This window comes from Nocardiopsis sp. CNT312 (assembly GCF_000515115.1).
GTDB lineage: Bacteria > Actinomycetota > Actinomycetes > Streptosporangiales > Streptosporangiaceae > Nocardiopsis.
Map to the genome: position 1 here is coordinate 13020 of NZ_AZXF01000005.1, position 15253 is coordinate 28272.

A 15253-nucleotide genomic window follows, 5' to 3' on the forward strand; every position below is an offset into this window, starting at 1 on the left:
GGGGTCACATCCGTGACCTCTCCGCCTTTTATTATGCCTGTCATCGGGAGTGCTTCGTCCTTCTTCCGCCCGGGGTTTGGTTACGCTTGTACCGAACACCCGCTCTCCGCCCGGTATGACGGGCGCGAACGCGCAGTACGGAGACGCCCGTCACGGTAGCCCGGCCGGACCGGACCCCGCACGGTCGTCCAGTCCCCCCTCTGAGCCATCGGAGACACCCATCAGTACGCATCCCCACCAGCCGCAGCACGGCCCCGACGGGTATCCCACCGGCCCGGAGCACGGGGACGGACAGGACCTGCTCGGCTCGGGCCTCCCCCATCCGGACGGTCGGCCTCCCGTACCCGGTGAACACCCCCAGCCCGGCAGGACCGGACCGACGCCCCAGGTGCCCCCCGGCACCCCGATCCCCCCGCCGCCCTACGGCCGGAGCCCCAGCGGGCCGCAGAGCCCGTACGCCCACCCCCAGAGCGGGCCGCAACCCACCGCCGACCCGTACCAGGATCCCTACCAGCGGCCCTACCCCGAGGCGCCCGGTGAGGGCCGGTACCCGCTCGGCCCCGGCCGGGAGCAGGGCTTGGGCGCTCCCCCCGCGACGGGCGAGCAGCCCGCAGCCGGCGGGTACTACCCCCACCAGAGCGGACCCCACCTGCCCCCCAGCGGCCCGCAGCGGCACTTCCAGGGGCCGACCGGCCACCAGTCCCCGGTGCGTCCGCACGAGAACCCCTTCCCGCAGGGGCCGCCGAGCGGTCCCCAGCCGCCGATGCCCCCGGGCCCCGGCGCGCTTCCCCGCGCGGGCGCGTTCGACCCGCCCTCGTACACCCCTCACGCGCTCCCTCAGGCCCCGGGCGCCCCCGGGCCCGACCCGGTGTTCCCCACGGAGGCGCAGGGGCCCACACAGTACATCCCGGCCGTCCCCCCGACCCCCGGAGCGGCCGCGGACCGGCCCCTGTACCGGGACGAGGTCCCCGCCGACCCGGGATCGTCGACCACCCAGTTCGACGTCGAGGACTACGACTCCTACGAGGACTACCCCGACCGGCGGCACTCCGGCGCTTCCGGGGGCCCCGACAGGACACGGCCGCTCCTCATCGCGGGGTTCGTGGTGCTGCTGGTCATCGCGGGCGGCGGTGCGTTCTTCTTCGCCCGCGGCGGGTTCTCCGGCGAAGGGGACGGCTCCGAGGGCTCCCCCGTCGCCCCGCTCGCCGCCGAGTCGTTCTTCCCCGGGTCCGTGGACATGGGCGACGCGGGAACGTTCACCCGCGTGGTGGTCGACGAGACCGCGGAGTGCGCCGAGGGAACGCACAACGGATACGGGCAGGTCCTCACCGACAGCGGGTGCGAGCAGTTGATCCGGGCCTCCTATGTCAGCGAGGACGAGGCCCGCGCGGTGACCATCGGCGTCGCCACGCTCGACAGCGAGGCGGACGCCGTGGCGGCCCAGGAGGGGCAGGACCTCGTCGCTGCCGAGTGGTTCGCCGGCCTGGCCGGCGAGGAGGGCACGCCGACGCAGCGGCTCGGGTCCTCCGGCGGCCACGGCAGCAGCGGCCAGTGGGGCAGCTACGTGCTCTTCGCCCTCGCCGCCAACAGCGACGGATCGGCGGAGGACGCCTCCGCCGAGGCCGAGGCGGCCACCGCCCTGCGGTCGGTCAGCGAGGACTTCCTCGACGAGACCTTCGCTCGGCTCACCGCGGAAACCGAGTGACCGCGGCCGGTGGCGGGGCACCCTGGCGGGTGCCCCGCCACCGCCTTCAGTCTGCGCGGCCCCGGCAGGGCAGCTCCCGCACCCGCCGTGTGGCCGTCGCCCGCCCGGCCAGCTCCGCGTCGGCCGGGTAGCGGACCTCCTCCAGACTCAGTCCTTGCGGCCCCACCACGTGCACCGAGGAGTCGCGCACACCCGCGCCGAGCACCTCGCGGGGCCAGGAGACGTCTCGGCTGCCGTCCCCCACGGCCAGGAGCGCACCCACGAGCGCGCGCACCATGTTGTGGCAGAAGGCGTCCGCCTGCACCGTCCCCTCCAGCAGGGCCCCGTCCACGCGCCCCCACTCCAGCCTCAGGAGCTCGCGGATCGTGGTGGCCCCCTCCCGCCTCTTGCAGAACGCCGCGAAGTCGTGCTCACCCGTCAGCAGTGCCGCAGCCGCGTTCATCCGCGCCTCGTCCAGCGGCCTGCGGTGCCAGAGCACGTACCTGCGCAGCAGCGGGTCGACCCCGTAGGGCGCGTCGCTCACCCGGTACACGTAGCGCCGGTACAGCGGCGAGAAGCGCGCGTCGAACCCCGGCGGCGCCGGACGCACCGCGCGCACCCGCACGTCCTTGGGCAGCACACCCGCCAGGCGGCGCAGCAGCCGCTCCCCCTCGGCCTCCCACACCGGCCGCGGGATGTCGGCCTGGGCTACCTGGCCCCGGGCGTGCACCCCGGCGTCCGTGCGCCCGGCACAGGTCAGGGAGGCCTCGGGGAGACGCAGTACGCGGGCCAGGGCCGCCTCCAGCTCCCCCTGTACCGTCCGGCGCCCGGGCTGGGTCGCCCACCCGGAGAAGTCCGTTCCGTCGTAGGAGAGGTCCAGCCGCAGCCGGACCACCGTGTCGTCGTTGTCCATCGCATCCGCTTCCCGGGAAAGGCCGAGTGCCCGGCCCCTCGGGGGAGCCGGGCACTCGGTGCGCGGTGCGCGCCGCGACGGGCGCGCGCCCGCCTACTTGCTCTCGGAGCCGTTCTCCGCGACCTCCCCGGCCTCACCGGCCTCCGCTGCGGGGGTCTCCGCGGCCGGGGCCTCGGACTCCTCCTGAGCAGGCGCGGCCGGAGCCGCGGGAGCGGCGGAAGCGGTGAGCGCCTCGACCAGCTCGATGATCGCCATCGGGGCGTTGTCGCCCTTGCGCGGACCGATCTTGGTGATGCGCGTGTAACCGCCGGGGCGGTTCTCGTAGCGCGGACCGATCTCGGTGAACAGCTCGTGCACGACGGCCTTGTCCGTGATCTTGGTCAGGACCTGGCGGCGGGCGTGGAGGTCACCGCGCTTGCCGAGGGTGATGAGCTTCTCGGCGTAGGGGCGCAGACGCTTGGCCTTGGCCTCGGTGGTGCGGACACGGCCGTGCTGGAACAGCGCGGTGGCGAGGTTCGCCAGGATGTGCCGCTCGTGAGCGGGCCCGGAACCCAGACGGGCGCCCTTGGTAGGCGTGGGCATGGTGTCGTTCTCCTAGTGACGCGGTCCGCGGCCGCACTCGGCCGGGGACCATGTGGGCGACGAAGGTCGGTTAGAACTGCTCCGTCTCGACGAAGGACTCGCCCTCGTCGTCGGAGCCGTACGAGTCAGCCGCGGTGCTGGGGTCGAATCCGGGCGGGGAGTCCTTCAGGGACAGGCCCATGTCGACGAGCTTCTGCTTCACCTCGTCGATGGACTTGGCACCGAAGTTGCGGATGTCCAACAGGTCCTGCTCCGAGCGGGCCACCAGCTCACCGACGCTGTGTATGCCCTCACGCTTGAGGCAGTTGTAGGACCGGACCGTCAGGTTGAGGTCCTCGATCGGCAGTGCCAGGTCCGCCGCCAGAGCGGCGTCCGTGGGCGAGGGGCCCATGTCGATGCCCTCGGCGTCGATGTTGAGCTCACGTGCCAGGCCGAACAGCTCGACCAGGGTCTTGCCCGCGCTGGCGACCGCGTCACGCGGACGGATGGCCGGCTTGGTCTCGATGTCGACGATCAGGCGGTCGAAGTCGGTGCGCTGCTCGACGCGGGTGGCCTCGACCTTGTACGTCACACGCAGAACCGGCGAATAGATGGAGTCGATCGGGATACGGCCGATCTCCTGACCCATCTGCTTGTTCTGCGTCGCCGAGACATAGCCGCGGCCGCGCTCGACCGTCAACTCCATCTCCAGCTTGCCCTTGCCGTTGAGCGTGGCCAGGTGCAGGTCGGGGTTGTGCACCTCGACGCCGGCCGGCGGAGCGATGTCCGCGGCGGTCACCACACCGGGTCCCTGCTTGCGCAGGTACATCAGCACCGGCTCGTCGTGCTCGGAGCTGACGACCAGGCCCTTGAGGTTGAGGATCATCTCGGTGACGTCCTCTTTGACCCCGGGCACGGTCGTGAACTCGTGCTCGACACCCTCGATGCGGATGCTGGTCACGGCCGCGCCGGGGACGGAGGACAGCAGGGTACGCCGAAGCGAGTTGCCGATGGTGTAGCCGAAGCCCGGCTCCAGCGGCTCGATGACGAACTTCGAGCGCAGGTCCGAGACGGCTTCCTCGGTCAGCGTGGGACGCTGTGCGATCAACATGGTCCGTGTTTTCCCTTCCACATGGCCGACCGCTATATGACGGCCACCGGACGGGCACCGCGTGACGGGTGCCCTCTACTCGGATTCCTACCCAGAGCCGTGCGGCCCCACGGGGGCCACACGGCGCGAGGCCGCGCGCGCCCGCGCGGTAGGAGGCGCGGACGCGCGGCCGGGATCAGACCCGGCGACGCTTGGGCGGACGGCAGCCGTTGTGCGGAACCGGGGTGACGTCCTGGATGGAGCCCACCTCAAGGCCGGTCGCGGTGAGCGAACGGATGGCGGTCTCCCGGCCCGAGCCCGGACCCTTGACGAAGACGTCCACCTTGCGGACACCGTGCTCCTGGGCACGGCGTGCGGCGGCTTCGGCGGCCATCTGCGCGGCGTAGGGGGTCGACTTGCGCGAACCCTTGAAACCGACCTGGCCGGAGCTGGCCCACGAGATCACGGCACCGTTGGGGTCGGTGATACTCACGATCGTGTTGTTGAACGTGCTCTTGATGTGAGCGTGTCCGTGGACAATGTTCTTCTTTTCCTTGCGGCGCACCTTGCGCGCGGCACCCTGCTGGCGGCCCTTGGGCGGCATGAGCGAAACTCCCAGAGATCATCGGTCCGTGCATTGCTCTCGGACGCGGTCGTACGGTCCGAGCGGACTACTTCTTACCGGCCTTCTTCTTACCGGCCACGGTCTTCTTCTTGCCCTTGCGGGTACGGGCGTTGGTCTGTGTGCGCTGACCGCGGACCGGGAGGCCGCGCCGGTGCCGGATCCCCTGGTAGCTGCCGATCTCCATCTTGCGGCGGATGTCGGCCTGGACCTCGCGGCGCAGGTCGCCCTCGACCTGGTACTGCTGCTCGATCCAGTCGCGCAGCTTGACCAGGTCCTCCTCGGAGAGCTGGTAGACGCGCGTGTTGCCGTCGACACCGGTGTTCCCCAGGGTTTCGAGCGCGCGGGTGCGCCCGACCCCGTAGACATACGTGAGAGCGATCTCCACGCGCTTGTCGCGCGGGAGGTCGACGCCGGCGATACGTGCCATGTGGGCGAGACTCCATCCAGATGTGTGCGGAGGTCTGACCCGTTCCCTCCTCCCGTCGCCCAACCGACGAGGCCCCGGCCTCCGACCGGGGGTTCTTCCCCACACCCACGGGTGTCGGGAATCGGAACAGGTATGTGTTGTTTCGCCCCGGCGAGGTACGTGTTCCCCGTCCGGGAGTGTGCGTGAGACCGCGGCGGACAGACGCGGGCGGCTAGCCCTGGCGCTGCTTGTGGCGCGGGTCCGAGCAAATGACCATGATCCGCTTGTTCCGGCGGATCACGCGGCACTTCGCGCAGATCTTCTTCACGCTCGGCTTGACCTTCATGGTGGACTCCGAACTCATGTCCCCCTTCCGGACCACGGTCCGGAGCGGGCTACTTGTAGCGGTAAACGATGCGCCCGCGTGTGAGGTCGTACGGGCTCAGTTCCACGACGACCCGGTCGTCGGGAAGGATGCGAATGTAGTTCATCCGCATCTTGCCGCTGATGTGGGCAAGGACCTGGTGCCCGTTGTCGAGCTCTACCTTGAACATAGCGTTGGGTAGGGACTCGACAACGGAACCCTCGATCTCGATGGCGCCGTCTTTCTTCGCCATGTCCTCCACGCCTCGCTCATCGATCGATTCTTCGGGACAACCCGACGGGTCTCCGGTGCACCCGTGCGCACGCACGAAGCCCCGGCGGCACCGTGTGCGGTACCACCGAAGCCGGGACACACTGGAAGTTCAGGCCAACTGCGAGAGCGTACGTCGATGCACAGACGTGGCACAGGAAAGGCAGACTGACCCAACAGCCCGCGTATGGGCCCTGACAGTCTATCGCCTCCGGACCCGTGCTCCGGCCGACGGAGTACTCTACACCGCGTCCGGGGCCGGTAAGAGCACGCGGTGCCCCCACCCACCACCCTCAAACGACGCCCGCGGCGCAGCCGCTCCGAAACGGAGCCTAGGCGGTGTCGCCGCGGTGCGGATGGTTCCTCTGCGCGGCCAGCACCCCGAACGTCACCATGCCCATCACGACACCCCAGGGCCCCAGCACCCACAGGAACCAAGGATAGGTGTTCTGTCCGGTGAGGACCAGAATGAGCCAGATGACGAAGCACAGGAGGTTCACCCCGGCGTAGAGCGCCCAGGGCACCAGCAGCGCGGGGTCGCGCATGCTGATCGCAGGTGCCACCGCCGCCTGCTCGCTCCGCAGGTCCGCGAGGTCGCGCTCGGGCAGGTCCCCGGTGATCTCGGCGAGCTCACCGGCGGTCCGGGCCTTGTAGGCCCGCCCCAGCCGTTCGGTGAACTCGTCCTGGTCCAGCCTCCCCTGGGCGAAGTGCTCCTGGAGGAACGCCGCGACACGGTCGCGGTCGGCGTCGGTCGTCCGCATGGAAGGAACCGGGTCGGACACTGCGCGCACCTCGCATCTCCTCCGGGACGAACCGGCGCGGGGCGCCGGATCCGCTACCAGGTCGGCTGGACGAACCCCATCTGCGTTATTTTATCGCGGTTCTCCTCCCGCGCGGTGAGCACGAGCGGCCCCTCGGCGGTGATCGCCACGGAGTGCTCGACGTGGGCCGCGCGCGCGCCGTCACGCGTCACCACGGTCCAGCCGTCGTCGAGCTGGTGGACCTCGTGCCCGCCCAGGGTGGTCATCGGCTCGATGGCCAGGCACATGCCCTCCATCAAGCGCAGACCCTTGCCCCGGCGGCCGTGGTTGAGCACGTGCGGGTCCATGTGCATCTCGGTACCGATGCCGTGGCCACCGTACTCGCGGACGTTGCCGTAGTCGCCGTTGCGGGAGATGTACCCGCCGATCGCATGACCGATGTCACCGAGGGTCCGGCCGGGGCGCAACTGCGCGATCCCCTGCCACATGGCCTCCTCGCAGGTCCGGAGCATCTCCAGGTCCTCCGGACGGCCCTCGCCCACGGGGAGCGTGATCGCGGAGTCGCCGTGCCAGCCCTCCAGGACCGCACCGCAGTCGATGGAGAGCAGGTCCCCCTCCGCGAGCACCCGCTCCCGGCTGGGGATGCCGTGGACGACCTCCTCGTTGACGGAGGCGCAGATGGATGCCGGGAAACCGTGGTAGCCCTTGAAGGAGGGCACCGCGCCCGCGTCCCGGATGGACTTCTCCGCGATCGCGTCGAGTTCGAGGGTGGACACCCCGGGCCGCGTCGCGGCCCGGAGCGTGTCCAACGTGCGGGCCACGACCTGGCCCGCCGCCCTCATCCTGGCGATCTGTTCCGGCGTCTTGAGCTGCACGTCCGGCTTGGATCTACCGAACATCAGGCATCGGCCCCGCTCGCCTTCTCCTTGATGGCGGCCTTGGCGCGGGCCGTCACCTCGCCCACGGAGCCCGTAGCGGAGATCGCCGACAGGAGCCCCTGGGAGGCGTAGAAGTCCACCAGGGGAGCTGTCTGCTTCCGGTAGACCTCCAGGCGGTGCCGGATGGTGTCCTCCCGGTCGTCCTGGCGCTGGTACAGGGCGACGCCGTCCGTGTCACACACGCCCTCCACCGCGGGGGCGTCGTACTCGACGTGGTAGGCGCGGCCGCACTCGGAGCACGAGCGGCGGCCCGAGAGCCGCTTGACGACCTCCTCCTCGTCGACCTTGAGCTCCAGCACGATGTCCAGGTCGACCTTCAGGTCGGCGAGCATCTCACCGAGCTTCTCCGCCTGGGGAACGTTGCGGGGGAACCCGTCGAGCAGGAAGCCTCCGGCCGTGTCGTCCTGGGACAAGCGGTCCTTGACCATGGCATTGGTGACCTCGTCTGGGACGAGGTCACCGCGGTCCATGTACTCCTTGGCCCTCTTGCCCAGTTCGGTACCGCCGCTGACGTTGGCCCGGAAGATGTCACCTGTGGATACTTGAGGGATCGACAGGTCCGACGCGAGGATCTGGGCCTGGGTACCTTTACCGGCCCCAGGCGGCCCCACCAATACTGCACGCATTTATCGCAGAAAACCTTCGTAGTTCCTCTGCTGGAGGTGACTCTCGATCTGCTTCACCGTGTCCAGCCCGACACCGACCATGATCAGGATGCTCGTGCCGCCCAACGGGAAGTTCATCGAGGCGCCGGTGGCCCCCAGAGCCACCATCGGCAGCAGAGCGATCACGCCCAGGTACAGAGAGCCGGGCGTCGTCAGCCGGGTCAGCACGTAGCTGAGGTATTCGGCCGTCGGACGCCCGGGCCGGATACCCGGGATGAACCCACCGTACTTCTTCATGTTGTCGGCGACCTCTTCGGGGTTGAAGGTGATCGCCACGTAGAAGAACGCGAAGCCCACGATCATGACGAAGAACGTGCCCATGTACACGGGGCTCGTGACGTCGAGGAAGTAGGTCCGCAGGGTGGTGATGACGATGTTGTCCGAGTCCTGGCCCGCGAAGTTGATGATCATCTGCGGCAGGAACAGCATCGAGGAGGCGAAGATCACCGGGATGATACCGGCCTGGTTGACCTTCAGCGGGATGTAGGTGGAGCTTCCGCCGTACATCCGGCGGCCCACCATGCGCTTGGCGTACTGCACCGGGATGCGGCGCTGCGCCTGCTCGATGAAGACCACCGCGGTGATCAGGGCGAGGCCCGCGATACAGATGATGGAGAAGACCCACACCGAGCGCTCCTCGTACATCCCCATGATCGAGGACGGGAAGGCCGCGATGACGGTGGTGAAGATGAGCAGCGACATGCCGTTGCCGACACCGCGCTCGGTGATGAGCTCACCGAACCACATGACCAGCGCACTGCCGGCGGTCATGACGAAGACCATGGTGACCAGGGTGATGATGTCCTGGTTGGGCATGTAGGCCTGCACCGGGATGATCCCCTGGAACAGCATGTCCGTGCGGGCCATGGCCACGATGCTGGTCGCTTGCAGGACCGAGAGCATCAGCGTGAGATAGCGGGTGTACTGGGTGATCTTGCCCTGTCCGGCCTGCCCCTCCTTCTTGAGGGCCTCCAGGCGGGGGATGACCACCGTCAACAGGTTGATGATGATGCTCGCGGTGATGTAGGGCATGACCCCGAGCGCGAACACGGCCAGTTGCAGCAGCGCGCCGCCGCTGAACAGGTTGACCATGTCGTACAAGCCGGTGCTGTCCCCAGAGCGCAGAGCCTCCATCTGGTCCCGGATCGCCGCGGAGTTGATCCCCGGCACGGGAATGACCGCACCCAGACGGAACAGCGTCAGGATGAACAGTGTGAACAGCAGCTTGTTACGCAGGTCGGGCGTGCGGAATGCACGAACGAACGCACCTAGCACGTCTCCTCCTGCGCCACGTCGGCGGCGTAACGGGTTCCAGACATCGCGGCCGATCCTGAATCGTCGTAGATCGTCAGCACGGGGCACGTGCCCGGTGCTCGGAAGTATTCACATTACGTCAGACCGGGGGGTCGAACAGATGGCACTGTAACAGTGATCACTCGCCGTGTGAGGATCAGGTCACCCTCACCTGTCGGTCCCAACGCGCGGGGGGCGTCCACCGCCTGGCCCTGACGGACCCTGCCGGTGAACGCCCCCACGAGACCGCATCGCGGTACAGGTCCCTACAGCTCGGTGACGGAGCCACCGGCCGCGGTGATCTTCTCCTTCGCCGAGGAGGAGAACGCGTTGGCGCTCACCTGCACGGCGACGGTGATCTCACCGGTACCCAGAACCTTGACGAGCTGGTTCTTGCGAACCGCGCCCTTGGCGACCAGGTCCTCGACCGTGACCGCGCCACCCTCGGGGTAGAGCTCGGTCAGCCGGTCCAGGTTAACGACCTGGTAGTTCTTCTTGAACCGGGCGTTACTGAAGCCCTTGAGCTTGGGCACCCGGCGGATGAGCGGCATCTGGCCGCCCTCGAAGCCGGGCCGCACGGTGTTGCGAGCCTTGGTGCCCTTCGTGCCACGACCTGCGGTCTTGCCCTTGGACGCCTCACCGCGACCCTTGCGGATCTTGGCCTTGTTGGAGCCGGGAGCCGGACGCAGGTGGTGCAGCTTGAGCGGCTCGTCGGGGCTGTAGTCGCTCATTCGGCAACCTCCTCGACGGAGACGAGGTGCGAGACGATCGTGATCTGACCGCGCACCTCGGGGCGGTCCTCACGGACGGTGGACTTCCCGATCCGGCCCAGACCCAGCGACTGGAGAGCAGCGTGCTGCTTCACCTTGCCGCCGATCTTGGAACGGGTCTGCGTGATCTTGATCCTGGCCATGGTCAGGCACCCGCCTTCGCCTCGGCACGGGCACGCAGCAGCGCGGCCGGAGCGACGTCCTCGATCGGCAGGCCACGGCGGGCGGCGATCTCCTCGGGCTGGTTGAGCCCCTTCAGAGCCGCCACCGTGGCGTGCACGATGTTGAGCGGGTTGGACGAGCCGAGCGACTTGCTCAGCACGTCGTGGATACCGGCGCACTCCAGGACGGCGCGCACCGGACCACCGGCGATCACACCGGTACCCGGGGCGGCCGGACGGAGCAGGACGACGCCAGCCGCGTCCTCGCCCTGGACCCGGTGCACGATCGTGCCCTGGACGCGGGGGACGCGGAAGAAGTTCTTCTTCGCCTCCTCGACACCCTTGGCGATCGCGGCCGGGACCTCCTTGGCCTTGCCGTAACCGACACCGACCATGCCGTTGCCGTCGCCGACGACGACCAGAGCGGTGAAGGAGAAGCGGCGGCCGCCCTTGACGACCTTCGCGACCCGGTTGATGGTCACGACCTTCTCGATGTAGGTGACACCCTTGTCTGCGGCGCCGCCGCGGCGATCGTCACGGCGATCACGCCGCTCGCCACCGGCGCCGCGCCGCGGTGCTGCAGCCATCAGTGGTTCCTCATCTCGTGGTTGATCCTGCCCGTTGCAAAGGTCATCGGCTAGAACTCCAGTCCGCCCTCGCGCGCCGCGTCGGCGAGCTTGGCGATACGTCCGGCGTAGCGGTTGCCGCCGCGGTCGAAGACGACCTTGGAGACACCGGCCTCCTTCGCGCGCTGCGCGACGAGCTGGCCGACCTTCACGGACTTGTCTGACTTGGTGCCCTCTGCCGCCCGGACGTCCGCCTCGACGGAGGACGCGGCGGCCAGCGTGTGGCCCTTGGTGTCGTCGATGACCTGGACGACGATGTGCTTGGAGGAGCGGAACACGGCCAGGCGCGGACGCTCGGCGGTCCCCACGATCTTCTTGCGGCCACGGAACTGGCGGCGCGCACGGGAGACGGCGCGCTTGGCGGTCCGCTTCCGGTTCACGGTGATGGACATGCCTACTTACCAGCCTTTCCGGCCTTGCGGCGGATACGCTCGCCCTGGTACCGCACGCCCTTGGCCTTGTACGGGTCGGGCTTGCGCAGACCGCGGATGTTCGCGGCCACCTGGCCCACCTGCTGCTTGTCGATCCCCTCGACACGGAGCAGCGTGGGCTTGTCCACCTGGAAGGTGATGCCCTCCGGCGGCTCCACCACGACAGGGTGGCTGAACCCGAGCGAGAACTCCAGGTTGTTGCCGCGCTTCTGGACGCGGTAACCCACACCGTGGATCTCCAGCGTCTTGGTGTAGCCGTTGGAGACGCCCTCGATGAGGTTCGCGATCAACGCACGAGTCAGGCCGTGCAGCGACCGGTTCTCCGGCTTGTCGTCGGGACGCGCCACCGTGAGAACACCGGACTCGTCCTTGGAGACGGTGATCGGCTCGGCGACGGTGTGCTTCAGTTCGCCCTTCGGCCCCTTGACAGTGACGTCTTGCCCGTCAATCGTGACTTCGACGCCCTTGGGGGCCGAGATCGGCAGTCGGCCAATACGCGACATGCTTCAATCTCTCCCTGTTACCAGACGTAGGCGAGGACTTCGCCGCCAACGCCGTGCTTCTTGGCCTGCTTGTCGGTCATCAGGCCACCGGACGTCGAAATGATCGCCACACCGAGGCCGCCCAGCACCCGGGGCAGGTTCTCCTTCTTCGCGTACACACGCAGACCGGGCTTGGAGACCCGGCGGATGCCCGCGATCGAACGCTCACGGGTGGGGCCGTACTTCAGGTCCAGGACGAGGCTCTTGCCCACGGGGGCCTCCTCGCTCCGCCAGCCCTGAATGAAGCCCTCTTGCTGGAGGATCTCGGCGATGTGCGCCTTGATCTTGGAATACGGCATCGTCACGGTGTCGTGGTAAGCCGAATTCGCGTTGCGCAGACGTGTCAGCATGTCTGCGATCGGGTCGGTCATCGTCATGGCCGATTGGCCCTTCCTCACCGCGGTTTCCGAGTGCGGGCCTTCCCAGGGCCTGCCCCGTCCACGGGATCGCCCCGTGCGGGTGCACAAACGGACCTACGGCGTGGTCGTGGGCACCGCGGTCCCGGAGGACTGCCGTGCCCTGATGGTTGGATATCTCCGAGCCGTGTCCGCTCCAGCGGACGCGGCCACTTCTGTCACACCGCCGACCGGCGGCCTCCGGTGGCGGCCCCGCGGAACCCGCCCGGGGGACGGACGCGACGCGGGGCCGAAACGCCGGAGACTACCAGCTCGACTTGGTGATACCGGGCAGCTCGCCCCGGTGTGCCATCTCTCGGAAGCAGATACGGCACAGGCCGAACTTCCGGTAGACGGCGCGGGCACGGCCGCACCGCGAGCATCGAGTATACGCGCGAACGGCGAACTTCGGCTTGCGGGCCGCCTTCGCGATCAGGGACTTCTTCGCCATGTGTGCTTACCCCTCAGGCTTCCTTGAACGGGAAACCGAGCCGCTTGAGCAGGCTGCGGCCCTGGTCGTCGGTCGTGGCCGTGGTGACGATCGTGATGTCCATCCCACGCTGACGGTCGACCTTGTCCGGGTCCACCTCGTGGAACATGACCTGCTCGGTCAGACCGAAGGTGTAGTTTCCGTTCCCGTCGAACTGCTTCGGGGACAGGCCTCGGAAGTCCCGGATACGGGGCAGAGCCAGGGAGAGCATCCTGTCGAGGAACTCCCACATCCGGTCGCCGCGCAGCGTGACACTGGCGCCGATCGGCTGGCCCTCGCGCAGCTTGAACTGCGCGATGGAGTTCTTCGCGCGGTTGATCCGCGGCTTCTGACCGGTGATCGCCGACAGGTCGGCGATCGCGCCCTGGATCAGCTTGGCGTCGCGGGCGGCCTCGCCCACACCCATGTTGACCGCGATCTTGGTCAGGCCAGGGACCTGCATGATGTTGCCGAGCTCGAACTCGTCCTTGAGAGCCGGAACGATCTCGTTACGGTACTTCTCCTTCAGCCGCGGCATCGGAGGGACCGTGATGTCGTTGGTAACCGTCATCAGATGTCCTTACCAGAGCGGCGGGAGACCCGAACCTTGGTTCCGTCTTCCTCGAAGCGGTAGCCCACACGGGTGGCCTTGCCGTCCTCCGCGAGCGCAACGTTGCTCACGTGGATCGGGGCCTCCTTCGTGACGACCTCGCCCTGCTGGCCACCCGCCGGGTTGGCCTTCCTGTGCTTCTTGACCAGGTTGACGCCCTCGACGACGACACGGTTCTCCCGCGGGAGGGCCTTGACGACCTTGCCCGTGGCACCCTTGTCCTTGCCGGCGATGACGATGACCTCGTCGCCAGATTTGATCTTCATCGCCTACAGCACCTCCGGCGCCAGCGAAATGATGCGCATGTACTTCTTGTCTCGCAGCTCACGGCCGACCGGGCCGAAGATGCGGGTGCCTCGCGGGTCCCCACCGTCCTTGATGAGCACGGCAGCGTTCTCATCGAAGCGGATGTAGGAGCCGTCGGGCCGGCGGCGCTCCTTGACGGTGCGCACGATAACGGCCTTGACGACGTCGCCCTTCTTGACTCCAGCGCCAGGCAGGGCGTCCTTCACCGTGGCGACGATGGTGTCACCGATCCCGGCGTAGCGCCGACCCGAGCCACCGAGTACACGGATGGTGAGGATCTCCTTGGCACCCGTGTTGTCGGCGACCTTGAGTCGCGACTCCTGCTGAATCACGTCTGCTCCTGATGTGATGCGTGCGGTCCACTACCGCACGGCTAGGTGGTCTCACCCCTGGGGGCGGCGGCCGACCGCGTGTGTCGGCCGCCACCAGGCCGGGGTTACTTAGCCTTCTCCAGGATCTCCACGACGCGCCAGTTCTTGGTCGCGGAGAGCGGCCGGGTCTCCATCAGTCGGACCCGGTCGCCGACGCCGCAGGAGTTCGCCTCGTCGTGCGCCTTGTACTTGCTCGTCCGGCGGATGACCTTGCCGTACCTGGCGTGCGTGATGCGGTCCTCGACCTCGACGACGACGGTCTTGTCCATCTTGTCGCTGACGACGTAGCCCTCGCGCACCTTGCGGTAATTGCGGGTCGCGGTCTGGTTCTCAGTCATTCGGCTGCTTCCTTCGTCTCCTCAGCCGACGCGCCAGACAGCGGCATGATGCCCAGCTCGTGCTCCCGCAGGACCGTGTAGATCCGCGCGATCTCGCGCTTGACGGTGCGCAGACGGCTGTGGTTCTCAAGCTGGCCGGTGGCGGCTTGGAAGCGGAGGTTGAAGAGCTCGGTCTTGGCTTCCTTGAGCTTGGCGACCAGGTCCTCGACGGACTGGTCACGCAACTCGTCAGCGGTCACGGACTTCGCCATCACTCCCCCTCCCGCTTAATGAACTTGCACTTCATCGGGAGCTTGTGGATCGCACGGCGCATGGCTTCCTTCGCCACGTCCTCGGGCACACCCGACAGCTCGAACATCACACGGCCCGGCTTGACCGGGGCGACCCACCACTCGGGCGAACCCTTACCGGAGCCCATCCGGACCTCGGCCGGCTTCTTGGTCAGCGGGCGGTCCGGGAAGATGTTGATCCACACCTTGCCGCCGCGCTTGATGTGGCGCGTCATGGCGATACGAGCGGACTCGATCTGGCGGTTGGTCACATAGGCCGACTCCAGGGCCTGGATGCCGTACTCGCCGAAGTTGATCTCGGTGCCGCCCTTGGCCTTGCCGCGCAGGTCCGGGTGGTGCTGCTTGCGGTACTTGACCTTACGAGGAATCAGCAC

The 15253-nt window shown here is 68.2% G+C and carries 25 protein-coding genes; 1 reads left to right on the top strand and 24 read right to left on the bottom strand.

Annotated features, from left to right (window positions below; translation table 11 throughout):
* Window positions 1-388 precede the first annotated feature (388 nt).
* Entirely contained in the window at window positions 389-1705 is a 1317-nt protein-coding gene (locus tag B042_RS26300; protein ID WP_231493641.1) for a hypothetical protein, read from the top strand.
* Between the two features lie 46 nt (window positions 1706-1751).
* Here the strand turns inward: B042_RS26300 and truA are convergent, their stop codons facing one another.
* The 24 genes from truA to rplP form a co-directional block, all read right to left on the bottom strand.
* Entirely contained in the window at window positions 1752-2597 is an 846-nt protein-coding gene (gene truA, locus B042_RS0100075; protein WP_028646489.1) for a tRNA pseudouridine(38-40) synthase TruA, read from the bottom strand.
* A 93-nt stretch (window positions 2598-2690) separates the two neighbouring features.
* Window positions 2691-3179, bottom strand: a complete 489-nt coding sequence (gene rplQ / locus B042_RS0100080; RefSeq protein ID WP_028646490.1) for a 50S ribosomal protein L17 — start codon at window positions 3177-3179, stop codon at window positions 2691-2693.
* A 70-nt stretch (window positions 3180-3249) separates the two neighbouring features.
* On the bottom strand, window positions 3250-4269 hold the full coding sequence (locus B042_RS0100085) for a DNA-directed RNA polymerase subunit alpha (protein WP_028646491.1): 1020 nt from the start codon (window positions 4267-4269) through the stop codon (window positions 3250-3252).
* A 175-nt stretch (window positions 4270-4444) separates the two neighbouring features.
* A complete protein-coding gene (gene rpsK / locus B042_RS0100090; RefSeq protein ID WP_028646492.1) occupies window positions 4445-4852 on the bottom strand; it encodes a 30S ribosomal protein S11 in 408 nt (135 codons plus the stop codon).
* Window positions 4853-4919: 67 nt separating this feature from the next.
* A complete protein-coding gene (rpsM, locus tag B042_RS0100095; RefSeq protein WP_028646493.1) occupies window positions 4920-5300 on the bottom strand; it encodes a 30S ribosomal protein S13 in 381 nt (126 codons plus the stop codon).
* A gap of 211 nt (window positions 5301-5511) precedes the next feature.
* The gene (rpmJ, locus tag B042_RS0100100; RefSeq protein ID WP_028646494.1) at window positions 5512-5625 is read right to left on the bottom strand and encodes a 50S ribosomal protein L36; all 114 of its coding nucleotides are present in this window, start codon (window positions 5623-5625) and stop codon (window positions 5512-5514) included.
* A gap of 49 nt (window positions 5626-5674) precedes the next feature.
* Window positions 5675-5896 carry a translation initiation factor IF-1 gene (infA, locus tag B042_RS0100105; RefSeq protein WP_013156135.1) on the bottom strand — a complete coding sequence of 74 codons (222 nt, stop codon included), beginning with the start codon at window positions 5894-5896 and terminating at the stop codon, window positions 5675-5677.
* Between the two features lie 349 nt (window positions 5897-6245).
* Window positions 6246-6695 carry a DUF1707 domain-containing protein gene (locus B042_RS0100110; protein WP_028646495.1) on the bottom strand — a complete coding sequence of 150 codons (450 nt, stop codon included), beginning with the start codon at window positions 6693-6695 and terminating at the stop codon, window positions 6246-6248.
* Window positions 6696-6748: 53 nt separating this feature from the next.
* Window positions 6749-7573: a type I methionyl aminopeptidase gene (map, locus tag B042_RS0100115; protein ID WP_028646496.1), complete on the bottom strand. Its 825-nt coding sequence runs from the start codon at window positions 7571-7573 to the stop codon at window positions 6749-6751.
* Window positions 7573-8238: an adenylate kinase gene (locus tag B042_RS0100120; protein WP_197024139.1), complete on the bottom strand. Its 666-nt coding sequence runs from the start codon at window positions 8236-8238 to the stop codon at window positions 7573-7575. Before B042_RS0100120 ends, map begins: the two co-directional genes overlap by 1 nt.
* Window positions 8239-9552, bottom strand: a complete 1314-nt coding sequence (gene secY / locus B042_RS0100125) for a preprotein translocase subunit SecY (protein WP_028646498.1) — start codon at window positions 9550-9552, stop codon at window positions 8239-8241.
* Between the two features lie 284 nt (window positions 9553-9836).
* Window positions 9837-10301, bottom strand: a complete 465-nt coding sequence (rplO, locus tag B042_RS0100130; protein WP_028646499.1) for a 50S ribosomal protein L15 — start codon at window positions 10299-10301, stop codon at window positions 9837-9839.
* Window positions 10298-10483, bottom strand: a complete 186-nt coding sequence (gene rpmD, locus B042_RS0100135; protein ID WP_028646500.1) for a 50S ribosomal protein L30 — start codon at window positions 10481-10483, stop codon at window positions 10298-10300. Before rpmD ends, rplO begins: the two co-directional genes overlap by 4 nt.
* A 2-nt stretch (window positions 10484-10485) precedes the next feature.
* Window positions 10486-11088: a 30S ribosomal protein S5 gene (rpsE, locus tag B042_RS0100140; RefSeq protein WP_028646501.1), complete on the bottom strand. Its 603-nt coding sequence runs from the start codon at window positions 11086-11088 to the stop codon at window positions 10486-10488.
* A 50-nt stretch (window positions 11089-11138) separates the two neighbouring features.
* Complete coding sequence (gene rplR / locus B042_RS0100145) at window positions 11139-11519, bottom strand: 50S ribosomal protein L18 (RefSeq protein WP_028646502.1); 381 nt, start codon at window positions 11517-11519, stop codon at window positions 11139-11141.
* A gap of 2 nt (window positions 11520-11521) precedes the next feature.
* Window positions 11522-12061, bottom strand: a complete 540-nt coding sequence (gene rplF, locus B042_RS0100150; protein WP_028646503.1) for a 50S ribosomal protein L6 — start codon at window positions 12059-12061, stop codon at window positions 11522-11524.
* A gap of 17 nt (window positions 12062-12078) precedes the next feature.
* Entirely contained in the window at window positions 12079-12477 is a 399-nt protein-coding gene (rpsH, locus tag B042_RS0100155; RefSeq protein ID WP_028646504.1) for a 30S ribosomal protein S8, read from the bottom strand.
* Window positions 12478-12760: 283 nt separating this feature from the next.
* Complete coding sequence (locus B042_RS0100160) at window positions 12761-12946, bottom strand: type Z 30S ribosomal protein S14 (RefSeq protein WP_028646505.1); 186 nt, start codon at window positions 12944-12946, stop codon at window positions 12761-12763.
* A 13-nt stretch (window positions 12947-12959) separates the two neighbouring features.
* Window positions 12960-13535, bottom strand: a complete 576-nt coding sequence (rplE, locus tag B042_RS0100165) for a 50S ribosomal protein L5 (protein ID WP_028646506.1) — start codon at window positions 13533-13535, stop codon at window positions 12960-12962.
* Window positions 13535-13840, bottom strand: a complete 306-nt coding sequence (gene rplX / locus B042_RS0100170) for a 50S ribosomal protein L24 (protein ID WP_028646507.1) — start codon at window positions 13838-13840, stop codon at window positions 13535-13537. Before rplX ends, rplE begins: the two co-directional genes overlap by 1 nt.
* Before the next feature lie 3 nt (window positions 13841-13843).
* Window positions 13844-14212 carry a 50S ribosomal protein L14 gene (gene rplN / locus B042_RS0100175; protein WP_014911091.1) on the bottom strand — a complete coding sequence of 123 codons (369 nt, stop codon included), beginning with the start codon at window positions 14210-14212 and terminating at the stop codon, window positions 13844-13846.
* Window positions 14213-14316: 104 nt separating this feature from the next.
* Window positions 14317-14589, bottom strand: coding sequence for a 30S ribosomal protein S17 (gene rpsQ, locus B042_RS0100180; protein ID WP_028646508.1), 273 nt, complete (start codon window positions 14587-14589; stop codon window positions 14317-14319).
* On the bottom strand, window positions 14586-14840 hold the full coding sequence (gene rpmC, locus B042_RS0100185; RefSeq protein ID WP_028646509.1) for a 50S ribosomal protein L29: 255 nt from the start codon (window positions 14838-14840) through the stop codon (window positions 14586-14588). Before rpmC ends, rpsQ begins: the two co-directional genes overlap by 4 nt.
* Window positions 14840-15253 carry a 50S ribosomal protein L16 gene (rplP, locus tag B042_RS0100190; RefSeq protein WP_028646510.1) on the bottom strand — a complete coding sequence of 138 codons (414 nt, stop codon included), beginning with the start codon at window positions 15251-15253 and terminating at the stop codon, window positions 14840-14842. The genes rpmC and rplP overlap by 1 nt, the downstream gene beginning before the upstream one ends.

Excerpts from the sequence above, each read along its gene's own strand:
- truA (WP_028646489.1), bottom strand. The coding sequence starts at position 2,597 with ATGGACAACGACGACACGGTGGTCCGGCTGCGGCTGGACCTCTCCTAC.
- rplQ (WP_028646490.1), bottom strand. The coding sequence starts at position 3,179 with ATGCCCACGCCTACCAAGGGCGCCCGTCTGGGTTCCGGGCCCGCTCAC.
- B042_RS0100085 (WP_028646491.1), bottom strand. The coding sequence starts at position 4,269 with ATGTTGATCGCACAGCGTCCCACGCTGACCGAGGAAGCCGTCTCGGAC.
- rpsK (WP_028646492.1), bottom strand. The coding sequence starts at position 4,852 with ATGCCGCCCAAGGGCCGCCAGCAGGGTGCCGCGCGCAAGGTGCGCCGC.
- rpsM (WP_028646493.1), bottom strand. The coding sequence starts at position 5,300 with ATGGCACGTATCGCCGGCGTCGACCTCCCGCGCGACAAGCGCGTGGAG.
- rpmJ (WP_028646494.1), bottom strand. The coding sequence starts at position 5,625 with ATGAAGGTCAAGCCGAGCGTGAAGAAGATCTGCGCGAAGTGCCGCGTG.
- infA (WP_013156135.1), bottom strand. The coding sequence starts at position 5,896 with ATGGCGAAGAAAGACGGCGCCATCGAGATCGAGGGTTCCGTTGTCGAG.
- map (WP_028646496.1), bottom strand. The coding sequence starts at position 7,573 with ATGTTCGGTAGATCCAAGCCGGACGTGCAGCTCAAGACGCCGGAACAG.
- B042_RS0100120 (WP_197024139.1), bottom strand. The coding sequence starts at position 8,238 with ATGCGTGCAGTATTGGTGGGGCCGCCTGGGGCCGGTAAAGGTACCCAG.
- rplO (WP_028646499.1), bottom strand. The coding sequence starts at position 10,301 with ATGAGCGACTACAGCCCCGACGAGCCGCTCAAGCTGCACCACCTGCGT.
- rpmD (WP_028646500.1), bottom strand. The coding sequence starts at position 10,483 with ATGGCCAGGATCAAGATCACGCAGACCCGTTCCAAGATCGGCGGCAAG.
- rpsE (WP_028646501.1), bottom strand. The coding sequence starts at position 11,088 with ATGGCTGCAGCACCGCGGCGCGGCGCCGGTGGCGAGCGGCGTGATCGC.
- rplR (WP_028646502.1), bottom strand. The coding sequence starts at position 11,519 with ATGTCCATCACCGTGAACCGGAAGCGGACCGCCAAGCGCGCCGTCTCC.
- rplF (WP_028646503.1), bottom strand. The coding sequence starts at position 12,061 with ATGTCGCGTATTGGCCGACTGCCGATCTCGGCCCCCAAGGGCGTCGAA.
- rpsH (WP_028646504.1), bottom strand. The coding sequence starts at position 12,477 with ATGACGATGACCGACCCGATCGCAGACATGCTGACACGTCTGCGCAAC.
- B042_RS0100160 (WP_028646505.1), bottom strand. The coding sequence starts at position 12,946 with ATGGCGAAGAAGTCCCTGATCGCGAAGGCGGCCCGCAAGCCGAAGTTC.
- rplE (WP_028646506.1), bottom strand. The coding sequence starts at position 13,535 with ATGACGGTTACCAACGACATCACGGTCCCTCCGATGCCGCGGCTGAAG.
- rplX (WP_028646507.1), bottom strand. The coding sequence starts at position 13,840 with ATGAAGATCAAATCTGGCGACGAGGTCATCGTCATCGCCGGCAAGGAC.
- rpsQ (WP_028646508.1), bottom strand. The coding sequence starts at position 14,589 with ATGACTGAGAACCAGACCGCGACCCGCAATTACCGCAAGGTGCGCGAG.
- rpmC (WP_028646509.1), bottom strand. The coding sequence starts at position 14,840 with ATGGCGAAGTCCGTGACCGCTGACGAGTTGCGTGACCAGTCCGTCGAG.